The sequence below is a fragment of the Psychrobacillus sp. AK 1817 genome (assembly GCF_008807035.1).
Classification (GTDB): Bacteria; Bacillota; Bacilli; order Bacillales_A; family Planococcaceae; genus Psychrobacillus; species Psychrobacillus faecigallinarum.
This window is the reverse complement of record NZ_CP031739.1, coordinates 956,056-971,158: the sequence shown is the minus strand read 5'-3', so window position 1 is coordinate 971,158 and position 15,103 is coordinate 956,056. Positions and strand designations below refer to the sequence as shown.

13 protein-coding genes are annotated in these 15,103 nt (G+C 37.2%); all 13 read left to right on the top strand.

Going from position 1 to position 15,103, the window contains the following annotated elements; translation table 11 throughout:
- Window positions 1-44 precede the first annotated feature (44 nt).
- The 13 genes from D0S48_RS05120 to D0S48_RS05060 all read left to right on the top strand — a co-directional run bounded on the left by D0S48_RS05120 (window position 45) and on the right by D0S48_RS05060 (window position 15,071).
- A complete protein-coding gene (locus D0S48_RS05120; protein WP_151110486.1) occupies window positions 45-842 on the top strand; it encodes a TIGR00282 family metallophosphoesterase in 798 nt (265 codons plus the stop codon).
- Window positions 843-928: 86 nt separating this feature from the next.
- The gene (locus tag D0S48_RS05115) at window positions 929-1,195 is read left to right on the top strand and encodes a stage V sporulation protein S (RefSeq protein ID WP_144538118.1); all 267 of its coding nucleotides are present in this window, start codon (window positions 929-931) and stop codon (window positions 1,193-1,195) included.
- Window positions 1,196-1,459: 264 nt separating this feature from the next.
- A complete protein-coding gene (locus tag D0S48_RS05110; RefSeq protein ID WP_151110484.1) occupies window positions 1,460-3,214 on the top strand; it encodes a 2-oxoacid:acceptor oxidoreductase subunit alpha in 1,755 nt (584 codons plus the stop codon).
- Complete coding sequence (locus tag D0S48_RS05105; RefSeq protein WP_144538120.1) at window positions 3,201-4,067, top strand: 2-oxoacid:ferredoxin oxidoreductase subunit beta; 867 nt, start codon at window positions 3,201-3,203, stop codon at window positions 4,065-4,067. Before D0S48_RS05110 ends, D0S48_RS05105 begins: the two co-directional genes overlap by 14 nt.
- Before the next feature lie 837 nt (window positions 4,068-4,904).
- The gene (gene miaB, locus D0S48_RS05100; RefSeq protein ID WP_144538121.1) at window positions 4,905-6,452 is read left to right on the top strand and encodes a tRNA (N6-isopentenyl adenosine(37)-C2)-methylthiotransferase MiaB; all 1,548 of its coding nucleotides are present in this window, start codon (window positions 4,905-4,907) and stop codon (window positions 6,450-6,452) included.
- On the top strand, window positions 6,452-6,886 hold the full coding sequence (locus D0S48_RS05095) for a YlbF/YmcA family competence regulator (RefSeq protein ID WP_144538122.1): 435 nt from the start codon (window positions 6,452-6,454) through the stop codon (window positions 6,884-6,886). The genes miaB and D0S48_RS05095 overlap by 1 nt, the downstream gene beginning before the upstream one ends.
- Window positions 6,887-7,116: 230 nt before the next feature.
- Window positions 7,117-8,106: a TAXI family TRAP transporter solute-binding subunit gene (locus D0S48_RS05090; RefSeq protein ID WP_151110482.1), complete on the top strand. Its 990-nt coding sequence runs from the start codon at window positions 7,117-7,119 to the stop codon at window positions 8,104-8,106.
- 72 nt (window positions 8,107-8,178) lie between these two features.
- On the top strand, window positions 8,179-8,694 hold the full coding sequence (locus tag D0S48_RS05085) for a DUF1850 domain-containing protein (protein ID WP_225321697.1): 516 nt from the start codon (window positions 8,179-8,181) through the stop codon (window positions 8,692-8,694).
- Window positions 8,678-10,702 carry a TRAP transporter permease gene (locus D0S48_RS05080; protein ID WP_151110480.1) on the top strand — a complete coding sequence of 675 codons (2,025 nt, stop codon included), beginning with the start codon at window positions 8,678-8,680 and terminating at the stop codon, window positions 10,700-10,702. Before D0S48_RS05085 ends, D0S48_RS05080 begins: the two co-directional genes overlap by 17 nt.
- 108 nt (window positions 10,703-10,810) lie before the next feature.
- Entirely contained in the window at window positions 10,811-11,848 is a 1,038-nt protein-coding gene (locus D0S48_RS05075; RefSeq protein WP_151110478.1) for a LytTR family transcriptional regulator DNA-binding domain-containing protein, read from the top strand.
- Window positions 11,849-11,988: 140 nt separating this feature from the next.
- The gene (locus D0S48_RS05070; RefSeq protein ID WP_151110476.1) at window positions 11,989-12,837 is read left to right on the top strand and encodes an ABC transporter ATP-binding protein; all 849 of its coding nucleotides are present in this window, start codon (window positions 11,989-11,991) and stop codon (window positions 12,835-12,837) included.
- Window positions 12,834-13,541, top strand: coding sequence for an ABC transporter permease (locus tag D0S48_RS05065; RefSeq protein ID WP_144538127.1), 708 nt, complete (start codon window positions 12,834-12,836; stop codon window positions 13,539-13,541). The genes D0S48_RS05070 and D0S48_RS05065 overlap by 4 nt, the downstream gene beginning before the upstream one ends.
- 336 nt (window positions 13,542-13,877) lie before the next feature.
- The gene (locus tag D0S48_RS05060) at window positions 13,878-15,071 is read left to right on the top strand and encodes an MFS transporter (protein ID WP_151110474.1); all 1,194 of its coding nucleotides are present in this window, start codon (window positions 13,878-13,880) and stop codon (window positions 15,069-15,071) included.
- Window positions 15,072-15,103 lie beyond the last annotated feature (32 nt).

Genomic DNA, 15,103 nt, shown 5'->3' with positions numbered 1-15,103 from the left:
TTCGAAATGAAGCCTTTTTTTCGTGAAGGGAAGTTATTAAAATAATGAAAATTTTATTTATTGGTGACATTGTTGGATCTATTGGTAGAGATACGTTAGAAAGCTACTTGCCAAGATTGAAAAGAAAATATAATCCAGATGTAGTAATTGCAAATGGAGAGAATGCAGCAGCGGGTAGAGGCATTACAAAAAATATTTTTAACTCCCTTTTACATATGGGGGTTGATGTAGTAACTATGGGAAATCATACATGGGACCAAAAAGAAATTATGGATTTCATTGATGATACTGATTATTTAATTCGCCCAGCTAATTTTTCAGAAGAGGCACCTGGAAAAGGAATGACCTCCGTTACGAAAAACGGTCATACTATTTCAGTTATCAATATGCACGGCAGAACCTTCTTGCCGCCACATGAAGATCCATTTAAGATGGCAACTGAAATGGTAGAGGAAGCAAAAAAGCTATCGCCAATCGTATTTGTAGACTTTCATGCAGAAGCGACAAGTGAAAAGATTGCTTTTGGCTGGCATTTAGACGGAAAGGCATCTGTCGTTGTTGGTACTCATACACATGTACAAACAGCAGATTCTCGTATTCTGCCTGGTGGTACTGCTTATATTACAGATGTTGGGATGACAGGACCTTATGACGAAGTATTAGGTATGAAAAAAGAAGATGTCCTGTACCGTTTTCAAACAAATATGCCAACTCGCTTTGAAGTGCCAAAGAGTGGGCGTTCGGTACTGAGTGGATTTTTCGTAGAGGTAGATAACAAAACAGGTAAAGCGATACATCAGGAGAGAATTTATATTAACGAAGATTATCCATTTGAGGCTTAAAAAAGTCTAAATAATTTCTTCCGAGCATAAGTTAGTTTATGAACGAAAGCAAGTTCATAAATATAGCGATAAAAGGAGAAATGATAGTGGATTCTTTAAAAGTATCTTCTCGTTCAAACCCAAATTCAGTGGCTGGTGCATTAGTTGCAGTTATAAGAGAACAAGGTTATGCAGAAATGCAAGCAGTAGGCGCAGGAGCATTAAACCAAGCGATAAAAGCTATTGCTATAGCAAGAGGATTTGTTGCTCCAAGTGGCACCGACCTAACTTGCTCCCCGGCTTTCACAGATATTGTTATCTCTGGTGAAGACCGAACTGCTTTGAAATTACTGGTGGAAAAGAAAACAAAATAATATATTGTTGCAAATCGTTCTCCATAAGGAGACTTTGCACTCTATATAAAGTTATGCAAAAAGTCGCTACTTATTATAAGTAGCGGCTTAAATTTTGGGTAAAGTACATACAGTACTAATTTTTTGAATAATTGGTGACGAAGCATTTCCGTCAAAGGTCTGAAATTCTATAAAAATACAGGGAATACATAGTGAATATCCCTACTTCGTGATAAACTAATGAAGGAAAAAAGCATTTAAAGAGAATAGTAAGGAGATGTTTATATGTTGCAACAGCTTTCTTGGAAAGTAGGAGGGCAGCAAGGAGAAGGTATTGAGAGTACGGGCGAGATTTTCTCTATGGCTATGAATCGCCTAGGATACTACTTATATGGATACCGTCATTTCTCTTCTCGAATTAAAGGTGGACATACTAACAATAAAATTTGTGTACGTCCTACTCAAGTACGTACCATTCCAGATAACTTAGATATTTTAGTGGCGTTCGATCAGGAAACCATTGATGTAAATTATAAAGAGCTTACAGAACAGAGTGTAATACTAGCAGATGCTAAATTTTCACCTGAGGCACCAGAGGACTGTCTAGCACCAATGTATATCGTACCTTTTACAGAGATTGCTTCTGAGCTTGGAACTTCTCTTATGAAGAATATGGTGGCAATTGGAGCAACGTCTGCTTTATTAAACTTAGACAAAGCAGTATTCCAGAGCGTTGTCGATGAAATCTTTGGTAAAAAAGGGCAAGAAGTTGTAGAAAAAAATATGCAAGCTATTCAACAAGGCTATGACACTATGGCACAGCAGCTTGGCGACCGTTTAGGAGAATGGGAGGTAGCTCCTGCTGATGGCAACCGTCGTCTATTCATGATTGGAAACGATGCAATCGCCATGGGAGCACTAGCTGCTGGAGTACGCTTTATGGCAGCATATCCAATCACACCAGCCTCTGAAATAATGGAATACATGATTAAAAAGCTACCACTTTTCGGTGGAGCAGTTATTCAAACAGAGGATGAAATTGCTGCAGCAACAATGGCAATTGGTTCTAACTATGGTGGTGTACGTGCATTCACGGCATCTGCAGGTCCTGGTTTGTCTCTAATGATGGAGGCAATCGGATTATCAGGTATGACCGAACAACCATTAGTGGTGGTGGATACTCAACGTGGTGGCCCATCTACTGGATTACCAACAAAACAAGAACAGTCCGATTTGATGCAAATGATCTACGGCACACATGGTGAAATTCCAAAGGTTGTTATTGCACCAAGTACTGGTGAGGAAGCGTTCTACGATACGATACAAGCGTTTAACATTGCAGAAGAGCTACAACTACCTGTAATTATTCTTTCGGACTTACAATTATCGCTTGGTAAGCAAACAGTAGAGCCTTTTGATTATTCTAAAATTGAAATTCGTCGCGGTCGCTTAATGATTGATGAAGAGCTTCCAGAAACTGAAGATAAGGCTTACTTTAAGCGCTATGAAGTAACAGAGGATGGTATTTCTCCTCGTGTATTACCTGGCATGAAACATGCTATCCACCACGTAACAGGGGTAGAGCATGACGAAACTGGTAAGCCTTCAGAGGCAGCCTTAAATCGTAAGGTCCAAATGGATAAGCGTATGAAAAAGCTGAACTACGTTAACTTCGACCAACCGGTGTATGTCAACGCGCCTCATGAAGAAGCAGATATTTTATTTGTAGGCTTTAATTCTACTCGTGGGGTATTAGAGGAATTACAACAAACGTTAAATGAAAACGGAGTTAAAGTGAACCATGCACATATTCGCTTGATACACCCTTTCCCAACAGCAGAAATGCAGCCTTTAGTATCAAAGGCTAAAAAAGTAGTGGTTGTGGAAAATAACGCAACAGGACAATTGGCAAACATTATTAAAATGAATGTTGGCGGTCATGACAAAATAGTGAGTGTCTTAAAATACGACGGCACCCCATTCTTGCCATTAAGCCTTGCAAAACAAGTAAAGGAGATGCTAACAGATGGTAACATTTAAAGATTTTCGTAACAATGTAAAACCAAACTGGTGCCCAGGATGTGGTGACTTTTCTGTACAAGCGGCTATACAACGCGCAGCAGCAAATGTCGGCATCCAACCGCATGATTTAGCAGTAATCTCTGGAATTGGATGTTCAGGACGTATCTCAGGATATATCCATTCATACGGCTTCCATGGTATTCACGGAAGAGCTTTACCAATCGCCCAAGGGTTAAAAATGGCCAATAAGGATTTACACGTTATCGCATCTGGTGGTGACGGAGATGGATTTGCCATCGGTATGGGGCACACAATTCACTCGATTCGACGTAATATTGATTTAACATACGTAGTAATGGACAATCAAATTTATGGGTTAACAAAGGGACAAACGTCTCCCCGTTCGGCAGAAGGGTTTAAAACCAAGTCAACACCGGGCGGAGCAATAGAACCTTCCGTTAAGCCGCTTGAGCTGGCACTTACATCTGGAGCTACATTTGTTGCACAGGGCTTCTCATCAGATATAAAAGAGCTGACGGCTATCATCGAAGCTGGTATTCAGCATAAAGGCTTCTCCTTTATCAACGTTTTCAGCCCATGTGTTACTTATAACAAAGTAAACACATACGACTGGTTCAAAGAACATTTAACGAAGCTATCCAACGTGGAAGGATACGATTCAACTAACCGTGAAGAAGCACTACGAGTAGTTATGGAAAACGAAGGATTAGTAACTGGCATTATCTATCAGGACGAAAACGCACCGTCCTACCAAGAACAGGTACCTGGCTATGCACCAACCCCACTTGTTGATCAAAACTTGAAGATGAGTGAAAAAGAATTTAGCACATTGTTAAAAGACTTTATGTAACAACAGAGGGCTCATGGACTTTTAATGTCTATGAGCCTTTTATTTGTGGTTTATCAATCATGCTTGAATAGTTTCTGTCTAGAAATTCACCGTTAAAGTTGTGTTGGACCCCTGAAGTAGGCGAAAGTGTCTCATAAATGGAAGCAAAGTGCTTCTAAATCAGGGGAACGCCCCTAAAAAGTAGAAAAGCGTCCCTAAATGGCAGAAACCCGCCCCTAAATAGGCGAAAGTGTCTCGTAAATGGAAGCAAAGTGCTCCTAAACCAGGGGAACGCACCTAAAAAGTAGAAAAGCGCTCCTAAATGGCTGGAACCCGCCCCTAAAATAGGCGAAAGTGTCTCGTAAATAGAAGTAAAGTGCTCCTAAATCAGGGGAACGTCCCTAAAGAGTAGAAAAGCGCTCCTAAATAGCTGGAAACAGCCCCTAAAATAGGCGAAAGTGTCTCGTAAATGGAAGCAAAGTGCTCCTAAATCAGGGGAACGCCCCTAAAAAGTAGAAAAGCGCCCCTAAATGGCAGAAACCCGCCCCTAAATAGGCGAAAGTGTCTCGTAAATGGAAGTAAAGTGCTCCTAAATCAGTGGAACGCCCCTAAAAAGAAGAAAAGCGCTCCTAAATAGCTGAAACCCACTCCTAAGATAGGTGAAAGTGTCTCGTAAATAGAAGCAAAGTGCTCTTAAGCCTATCTAATTCTATGTAAAATATCACATAAACCTCAAAATCCTTATATATTTTGTCTAAATAAGAACTTTTAAGCTTAATACCTTGTAGCAATGGAGCACTATTCAGTATAATAGGATGGATATACGGATTTTGGCGAATGAAAGAAAGGGGAGTTCTTATGAACGAGGAATCACGTTTACAAAGTACTCAAATTAAAGAAACTACTTCTCCAGAAAAAAAAATGGAGAAAGATTATAGTAAATATTTTCAAGCAGTTTACACTCCCCCGTCCTTAAAAGATGCAAAAAAACGTGGGAAAGAAGAAGTGGCTTACCACAACGACTTTTCAATTGCAGATGAATTCAAAGGGATGGGACAAAATCGTAAATTTTATATACGTACCTACGGATGTCAAATGAATGAGCACGATACAGAAGTAATGGCTGGTATTTTCATGCAATTGGGATATGAGCCGACTAACACAGTGGAAGATGCCAACGTCATTCTACTAAATACATGTGCAATTCGTGAAAATGCGGAAAACAAAGTATTTGGTGAACTTGGGCATTTAAAGCATTTAAGAAGAAGCAATCCTGATTTACTTATTGGTGTTTGTGGCTGTATGTCACAGGAAGAATCAGTTGTGAAGAAAATATTAAAAACCTACGATCAAGTAGATATGATTTTCGGTACACATAATATTCATCGTCTACCTAATATTCTAAACGAAGCATACCTATCAAAAGAAATGGTAATTGAAGTTTGGTCTAAAGAAGGAGATGTAATCGAGAACCTTCCACGTGTGCGTAAGGGATCTATTAAAGCATGGGTAAACATCATGTATGGTTGTGATAAGTTTTGTACATATTGCATCGTACCGTATACACGAGGTAAGGAGCGTAGCCGTCGACCAGAGGATATCATTCAAGAAATCCGTCATTTGGCAGCTCAAGGATATAAAGAAATTACCCTTCTAGGTCAAAATGTAAACGCCTATGGTAAAGATTTTACTGACTTAGACTATCGTTTTGGAGATTTGATGGATGATTTAAGAAAAATAGATGTAGCAAGAATTCGCTTCATGACTAGTCATCCCAGAGACTTTGATGATCATTTAATCGAAGTGTTAGCAAAGGGTGGAAATTTGGTAGAGCATATTCATTTACCAGTTCAATCAGGTTCAACAGATATTCTTAAAATCATGGCTCGCAAATATACAAGAGAACACTACCTAGAGCTTGTAAGAAAAATCAAGGCAGCTATTCCAAATGCTTCATTGTCTACTGATATTATTGTTGGTTTCCCTAACGAAACTGATGAGCAGTTTGAGGAAACGCTTTCTCTTTATAAAGAAGTAGGATTTGAAATTGCTTACACTTATATTTATTCTCCACGGGAAGGCACACCTGCAGCTAAAATGATTGATAATGTGCCTATGGAAGTTAAAAAAGAACGACTTCAACGCTTAAATGCTTTAGTAAACGAAATGTCTGCCACTGCTATGAAAAAGCATGAAGGGGATATTGTAGAGGTATTAGTAGAGGGGGAAAGTAAAAACAACCCTGATGTACTTGCTGGATATACTCGAAAAAGCAAGCTAGTAAATTTCGTTGGACCGAAGGATATTATTGGTCAGCTTGTTAAAGTCAGAATTACAGATGCTAAAACATGGTCACTGACAGGTGAACTAGTAGAAGCGACAATTGAAGAAAAGGTGGGTATATAATGGCTACTAAATACACTAGAGACGATATTATTGAAAAGGCTAGAGAAATTGCTACAATGATTGCAAACACGGAAGAGGTTGACTTCTTTAAACGTGCAGAAGCACAAATTAATGAAAATCAATCCGTTCGTGAAAAAATTGCTAGCTTAAAGAGCCTACAAAAACAAGCGGTTAACTTCCAGCATCTTGGTAAAGAAAAAGCACTAAAGATGATTGAAGGTAAAATTGCTGCAATAGAAGAAGAAATCGACAATATTCCTATTGTACAAGAGTTTAAGCAATCCCAAGGCGATGTGAATAGTTTGTTACAGTTAGTTGCTAATTCAATCTCTAACAATGTTACTAACCAAATTATTGAATCGACCGAAGGCGATTTACTTAGAGGTGAAACTGGCTCTAAAGTAAAAAATACTACTTACGATAGCTGTTCATAATTATTAACGACAAAACATACATTGTATCGACAAGATACAATGTATGTTTTTTGTTTGGTATCATTTTACAATCATATGAGAAAAATTTAGCTTACGTTAAGGTTATTTCGTATTATCTTGTGTTGAATTGACGGAATTTATGCAATTGATTGACAAAGTGATGAGAAATTGTGATAGAATTATAGAGAACATTGGGGTATTTTTATATAAAAAGGGAGGAATTGTAAAATATGAAAAAGAGACAAATGAAATGGTTAGCTGTCTTAAGTATTTTTCTAATACTTTTTTTAGCAGCATGCGGAACAGATGAGTCAGGAAGTGGATCAGGTGACGACTCAGGAAAATCAAAAGATCCAAAATTTTTAAGTATTCTAACTGGTGGGACCCAAGGAACGTATTATCCACTAGGTGGTACTTTTGCTGAATTAGTTTCTGAAGAGACAGGTATAAAAACTACTGCAGAAGTATCTCAGGCATCTGCTGCGAATATGACAGCTTTACAGGAAGAAGAAGGAGATATTGCCTTCGTACAAACTGACATAGCTTATTATGGAACTGAAGGCACAGAAATGTTCGAAGGAAACAAGTTAGATACAGTAGTGGCTCTTGGCGCTCTATACCCAGAAACTGTACAATTAGTTACCTTAGCAGACTCAGGCATTAATTCTTTTGAGGATTTAAAAGGTAAGAAGGTTTCTGTAGGGGCTCCTGGTTCAGGGACTTACGCAAACGCTGAGCAGCTTTTAGAAATTCATGGTCTATCTATAGAAGATGACATTCAAGCTCAAAACTTGGACTTTGGAGAATCTACCGATGGTTTATCGACTGGTCAAATTCAAGCAGCTTTTATTACAGCTGGTTATCCAACATCAGCAGTTGAGGCTTTAAATGCTACAAACAAAGTTAACATTATCCCAGTAAGTGAAGACAAAGCAAAAGAACTTATTGAAAAATATCCATATTATGCAGTAGATGCAGTGCCTAAAGGAACTTATGGTCTTGCAGATGAGGTACCAGCAGTATCCGTATTAGCGATGCTAGCAGTTAAAAAAGACCTTTCGGAAGATTTAGTCTACAAAATAACTAAAGGCATTTATGGAAACACAGATAAGATCAGTCACGCAAAAGGTGAGTTTATCAAAGCAGAAACAGCTCTTGATGGTATTGGTATAGATGTTCATCCAGGTGCACAAAAATACTTTGATGAAGTGAACAAGTAACGTTTAGTGAAAAGAGGCTCTGATGCGTACAGCTTCGAGTCTCTTTTCTAGTTAAGTGAGGTTTCAAACTTTGTGAAAAATAAAGTAATATTTGTCTTTATACTGATAGCGGTCATATTTATTTTTATACCGTTCATACCTGCATTTTCGTTTACAGAAACTCGTACAGATTCGCCAGTTTCATATTATCTATTGATAAACGAAGAAAATAACTTTCAGATTGTATTTACTCACACCATACATAAAACAGATGTGATTGAAAACTATCAAATAATGGACAGTGAGATTCTAATACAGTCAATGGAGTATAGTGATGTAGCAATTGGGATGCCAAGTTATGCAGAAAAAGGGCAAACTCTGATTTATAAAGAAGGTACATATACTTTGTCAAATGATGAACCAGTTGTTTTGCCTCATTTTACTTTGTTTATCGGAGATGTGAAGGATAAATTGTATTTTAAATATGGATTAAAAAAATATGATTTAAAAGAAAAATTAAAAAAAGGGAAATCTTATAAAGTCGAAGTGAAAAAGCTTTCCTTAGTAGAAGTAATGAAAGGAGTTAACCTGAATGAAAGAAAACCATGATGACAAAACGAAGCAAAACACTGAGTCCAGTAATTTTCAGGAGCTATCAATAGAGGAGCAAAAAGCTCTTTTAGAAAAATATGATCCAGAATCCAATACGCGTAGTATAGGTGGCAACTTGAAATACCTTATTTATATAGGCTTGTTGGCATTTTCATTATTTCAGCTTTACACTGCTATATTTGGGCAATTTCCTGCACAAATTCAGCGTACTGTCCATTTAGGATTTGGTTTATTATTTGTATTTCTTTTATTTCCTGCACGAAAGAAACTATCTAAAACGAAAATTCCCTTTTATGACTTCATATTAGGGGCGGGAGCGATTTTTGTTGGGAGCTATTGGGTTATAAACTATGAAAGACTTGTCCAAAGCCTAGGAAGTTTGGGTACGTTAGATTTTATAGTAGGTTTAATTGCTATCATATTAGTTTTAGAGGCTGCACGTCGAGCAGTAGGTTTACCAATAACTATTATAGCAGCATTATTTTTACTTTATGCATATCTGGGGGAGTACTTCCCAGCCTTCATGGCTCATCGAGGTCAAAGTTTGGATAATATCGTTAATTTAATGTTTTTCTCTACAGATGGTATTTTAGGAACACCTTTAGCGGTTTCCTCTACTTATATTTTTGCGTTCCTGTTATTTGGAGCCTTTTTAGTTAAAACTGGGGTTGGACAATATTTTAATGATCTGTCAGTTGCAGTAGCCGGAAAACTCATTGGTGGTCCAGCAAAAGTAGCGATTTTCTCATCTGCACTACAAGGGACTATTTCAGGAAGCTCCGTTGCAAACGTAGTTACATCAGGGGCGTATACGATTCCGATGATGAAATCTCTAGGATACAAGAAAGAATTTGCTGGAGCAGTTGAGGCCTCCTCTTCAACTGGTGGACAATTAATGCCACCAATCATGGGGGCTGCTGCTTTCTTGATGGTTGAATTCATCGGACGTGGAGTGACATACTGGGATATTGCCAAAGCAGCAGCTATACCAGCACTTCTATACTTTACTGGGATTTGGATTATGACTCACTTTGAAGCAAAGCGTTTAGGTTTGCGCGGGTTGACAGATGAACAGATGCCGGATCGTAAAGAGATTTTTAAGAAGATTTATTTAATCTTGCCTATTTTCTTAATCATAATTTTAATGATGGTTGGTGTTCCTGTAATTCATTCAGCATTATATGGTATTCTGGCATGTATCGTAGTCGGCTGGATTAATAAGGACACGCGCCTTGGTCCTAAAGAAATAATGGATGCATTAGTGGATGGAGCTCGTACAGCACTTAGTGTAGTTGCGGCTACGGCTTGTGCAGGTATTATTGTAGGAGTTGTTGTAAAGACAGGTCTTGGTCTAAGTCTGGCAACTAGTCTTGTTAAACTTGCAGGTGGTAGTATTATTCTTACATTATTCTTTGTAATGATTGCCTCCCTGATTCTAGGGATGGGAGCTCCAACAACTGCCAACTATGTTATCACATCGACTATTGCAGCGCCTGCAATCATTGCGTTACTAGCACCAGATACAGCGCAAAATGCAATTCCGATTGTTGTTTTACTATCTGCACATTTCTTCGTATTTTATTTTGGGATAGTCGCAGATATAACACCGCCGGTTGCCTTAGCCGCCTTTGCTGCATCAGGAATATCGGGTGGTGACCCAATTAAAACGGGGATTCAATCCTCCAAGCTGGCAATTGCCGCATTTATCATTCCGTATATGATTGTATTCTCGCCAACCCTGTTGATGATAGATACAACATTATGGCAAGTGTTATGGGTGACCTTTACTGCCATCATTGGAATGCTAGCGATTAGTGCTGGTATGATTGGTTATTGGTACCGTAAAGTGAATCCTGTTGAAAGGTTGTTTGCAATTCTCGCAGGACTATTGCTTATTTACCCAGAAGGCTATTCAGATATGGCTGGCTTAGCTTTATTCGGTATTCTGTTAGCAATTCAACTTGCTACTCGAGAAAAAGACAATAAAAAGGTAGTTACACTATAAGGAAAACCATGGGCCTAAAACGGCTCATGGTTTTTGTTTGTATATAGAAAAACATGAATATATTGGTATAATATAGTTATTAGAATACATAGAATAGAGGATTTATTAATGACTTTGAAATTTATACAAGCAGAAAAACATACAAATGATATGGTGCTCTTTCCTGAATTCAATTTAGACATAATACAAGGAGAGGTTACCGCCATTGTTTCTACTGTTAATGTGAAGGAGCAGCTGTTAAATACTTTGTTAGGAAAAACAAGATTATCTAATGGAAAAATTGATTATATTCCTGAAAACAAAATTGGGTTTTTCTTTTTGCATGAGGGAGGATATGAACGACTGACGGTCTTGGAAAACTTAAAATTTTATAAAAAACTATATAACTCTCCTGAACAAATAGACAAAATCATGCACGCCGTACAACTTGGTGCCCAAAAAAATAAAAAATTAATGAATTTAACGTATTCTGAAAGAAAGCGCGTTCAGCTAGCATGGTTACTTATTCACAGTCCAGACATTTACATAATGGAAGAGCCTGATCAAAATTTAGATATTGAATCGAAACGTATTCTTTTATCCATTTTAAGAGAGCTTCGTCTAGCGCAAAAAATTATATTAGTATTAACAGGTCAAGTGGAGAGTGGGGTTGCTTGCTCGGATAACGTTTACCGATTAAATGAAAAAGGACTTCATCCAATTCACACAAAGGAAGAAGACAGTGAGGAAGTGAAAGAAATAGAGTCACCTACCGCTAAGATTACAACAACCGATGAATCAGTGGAAGAGAAATTAATTCAGCCTATTCGCTTTGAAAAAATACCAACTAAAGTAAATGAAAAAATTGTATTGTTTGATCCTCCAGAGATAGATTACATTGAAAGCACAGAAGGACAAACTTATTTACATATAAAAGGAGAAAGGTTTGCTTGTTCCTTTACATTAAATGATCTAGAAGAAAGATTATTAGCCTTTGGTTTCTTCCGATGCCATCGTTCATATATCGTGAATTTACAAAAAGTGAGGGAAGTTATTACTTGGACACGAAATAGCTACAGCTTGGTACTAGATGATACAGAAAAATCATCTGTTCCACTTTCTAAGACTAAAATGGCGGATTTAAAGGGAATGTTAGGACTTAAATAAGCTCCATTCAACTAAAATAAGAGTCCACTCACCCTAAATTTGACTCCTTTCACCGGAAATATAATGTTTTCCATTTAAATATCTCATAATCTTAGGTTGTAGATACGAAATGTTCAACCAAACAATTAGGAGGTTTTCAAATGGAAAATGTAATTGAAGTAAAAGGTCTAGCCAAATATTTTTCAAATTTTAAGGCAGTAGAGGATGTTAACTTTCAAGTAAGAAAAGGTGAGATTTTTGGATTTCTTGGCCCAAGTGGTTCAGGGAAAACAACTACTATTAAAATACTAACGGGTCAGTTAGACCCAACAGAGGGGGAAGCGCTTGTTTTTGGTGAAAAAGTATCCAACTTCAAGAACCCTAATGAAAGAAAGCGGTTCGGTGTCCTTACTGATAATAGTGGACTATATAGTAGATTGTCTATTTTCGAAAATTTAAAGCTATATTGCGAGCTATATGATTTGCCAATTTCCAAGGTAGATGAGGCACTAAATTTTGTAAACCTAACGGAGGCACGCAAGAAAAAAATATCTGAACTATCTAAAGGGATGATTCAGCGAGTAGTACTTGCGAGAGCCATTCTTCATGAACCGGAGCTATTGTTCTTAGATGAACCAACCTCTGCTCTAGACCCAGTAAACACATTGCATATTTATAACGGATTACGTGCTTTGAATAAAAAAGGAACAACCATCTTCTTAACAACCCATGATATGCAAGAAGCAGATACGCTTTGTGACCGAGTTGCTTTTTTAAATGAAGGGAAAATTCAATTACTGGATAAACCTAGTGAGCTGAAGAAACAGTTTTCGGATGGAACGATGACAATAGAGCTAACTAATAATGAAACGGTAATACTCAAAAGAGATGAAGCTGGAGCAGATAAGATGTTCCAATTGATGAAGGAGAATCGTATTTCAACTGTACATTCCAATGAACCATCATTAGGTGATATTTTTGTTAAAGTGACTGGAGGAGAATTAATATGACATTTTCATGGAAACGCGTAAACGCAATCTTTCAAAAGGATTTTAAAGAATTTACTAGAAACATAGCAGTCTCAATGGTTATATACTTACCTGTTTTAATGGCCGCTATTTTTAGCAGAATGGGAATGGATCCAATAGTCAATAGTAATTTCACAATAGGCTTTGCTTTTACTATGGTAGGCTCGTACGTTCAATGTTGTTTAATCGCAGAAGAAAAAGAAAAAAATACACTGCGTGGATTAATGCTATCTCCTGCAAATACCTATGAAATTCTTGGTGGAAAAAGTGCATTATCATTCGTTTTAACAATGGTTGTAGCTGTGGCTAGTGTTATGCTTGCTGGGTATACTCCAGCCAACATACCCGTTTTGGGATTAGGATTAGCCCTATGTGCAATATTCTTTATAGGCTTAGGAACGTTATTAGGGTTAATAGCTAAATCCGTAATGGAATCATCAGTAATTGTATTACCAGTTATCTTTTTGTTCTCCACGGGATCAGGAATCCTTAGCTTTAGCGAAAAGTATCCGATTTTTAGTGTAATCGAATATATACCCAACCTTCAGCTGCTTGAAATGGCAACGAAAGTAGATGCTGGAGCTGGATTTGGAGAAATATGGAGTCATTTAGGTATAATCGCTTTATGGTCAGTAGTAATCTATATTATTACAGCTGTCGTTTATAAAAAACAAATGGTAGATTGACGATGATTCATTTTCGCTCTACTCGGTTGCTTTATAGCCTATGATCGATAAAGCCATCACAGTCGAATTCATCTGATTGTGATGGCTTATCTAACTTCAATCTAGCTTTTACGCGTCCTGCTTAAATTTACAGAATAATAGATGTTTTTATTTTAAAGGTAAAGTGTTAATATGAAATTAACTCAATCAATTTAAAATAGTGCTCAATGAAAGGAAAAGTTTGTAATCCCCAGAACTTCTCCGATCAGCACATCAAAAGGAGGCTACAATTTATGTCTTGTCCAATTTAATCCATAACCTTATTAAATAGAACGAAATTTAATATGGGGGATTGAAATGAAAAAAAATAAAAATTTTCTATTGTTACTGACTGGTCAATCGTTCGCGAATCTAGGGGACGTATTTTATATAGTTAGTGTAATTAGTGTCTTATATAATTTAACTGGCTCTGCAACAATCTCATCAATTGTGCCTTTTACTATTACTTCAGCAATGTTTGTATCGAGTTTATTTACACCTTTATTTCTTGGGAAATACAAATTGAAGACATTGCTCGTTTGGTCACAAATGGGAAAAACTGTACTATTAATAATACTAGGGATTTTTCTGTTTATGTTTATGCAATCAACCAATTATTGGATTATTTTTATGCTCATCGCAGGGATAGCACTTCTTGATGGATGTGCTAATCCTATAATGCGGGCTTTTCTACCTCATTATGTTGCAGATGATAAGCTTGTAAAAGCTAATAGCACTGTGGAAACGGTTAACCAGATAATACAAATTGGTGCTTGGTTGTTTGGAGGATTGTTACTTCTTTTATTTAATCCTTTTTGGTTGATCATAATAGTAAGTGGCTTGTTTTTAGTTTCAAGTATTTTGACTTACCTTTTAGACCATGTGAATCACGTAGAAAAAAAGGAAGAGTCTCTTTTCACACAGCTATCAGTAGGCTGGATAAGTATAATGGATACACCAGTTCTTAGAAAAATTATACTAATTGATATTTTGGAGACAATCGCTGGGACTGTGTGGATAGCAGCTATTCTCTATATATATGTGGAGCAGGCACTGAAAGAAGGAGAGCATTGGTGGGGGTTTATCAATGGAGCGTTTTTTGTAGGATTACTTTTAGGTAGCATTATTTGTATAAAATATTCTCACTTAGCAGATACCTATAAGCACTATTTTATCGGTTTTGGTGCTTTGTTGAGCGGTGTGCTTACTATTTTGTTCGGCTCTACAAGCTATCCTTTACTTGCTCTTGTCCTATCAATAGGAATCGGTCTGTTTGGTCAATTAAAAAACATACCACAGCAAACTGTTATTCAAAGAAGTGTGCCCTTAGAAAAATTAGTAACTGTTTATACATCTCTTGGGACGGTGGGTACTGGATTGTTTGGTATATCTTCCTTAGCAGTAGGTGTTGCTGTTGATTTGGTCGGTGTAAGAGTCGTGTTTATTATTTCAGGTGCACTAATACTACTAGTAAGCTTAATAGTTTTGCGGCACAAACGATTGTTTATTTAAGAACGAGTAAAAAGAGCATTAATTTTTCGTTT

Excerpts from the sequence above, each read along its gene's own strand:
- D0S48_RS05105 (WP_144538120.1), top strand. The coding sequence starts at position 3,201 with ATGGTAACATTTAAAGATTTTCGTAACAATGTAAAACCAAACTGGTGC.
- miaB (WP_144538121.1), top strand. The coding sequence starts at position 4,905 with ATGAACGAGGAATCACGTTTACAAAGTACTCAAATTAAAGAAACTACT.
- D0S48_RS05090 (WP_151110482.1), top strand. The coding sequence starts at position 7,117 with ATGAAAAAGAGACAAATGAAATGGTTAGCTGTCTTAAGTATTTTTCTA.
- D0S48_RS05080 (WP_151110480.1), top strand. The coding sequence starts at position 8,678 with ATGAAAGAAAACCATGATGACAAAACGAAGCAAAACACTGAGTCCAGT.
- D0S48_RS05110 (WP_151110484.1), top strand. The coding sequence starts at position 1,460 with ATGTTGCAACAGCTTTCTTGGAAAGTAGGAGGGCAGCAAGGAGAAGGT.
- D0S48_RS05120 (WP_151110486.1), top strand. The coding sequence starts at position 45 with ATGAAAATTTTATTTATTGGTGACATTGTTGGATCTATTGGTAGAGAT.
- D0S48_RS05060 (WP_151110474.1), top strand. The coding sequence starts at position 13,878 with ATGAAAAAAAATAAAAATTTTCTATTGTTACTGACTGGTCAATCGTTC.
- D0S48_RS05095 (WP_144538122.1), top strand. The coding sequence starts at position 6,452 with ATGGCTACTAAATACACTAGAGACGATATTATTGAAAAGGCTAGAGAA.
- D0S48_RS05065 (WP_144538127.1), top strand. The coding sequence starts at position 12,834 with ATGACATTTTCATGGAAACGCGTAAACGCAATCTTTCAAAAGGATTTT.
- D0S48_RS05070 (WP_151110476.1), top strand. The coding sequence starts at position 11,989 with ATGGAAAATGTAATTGAAGTAAAAGGTCTAGCCAAATATTTTTCAAAT.
- D0S48_RS05075 (WP_151110478.1), top strand. The coding sequence starts at position 10,811 with ATGACTTTGAAATTTATACAAGCAGAAAAACATACAAATGATATGGTG.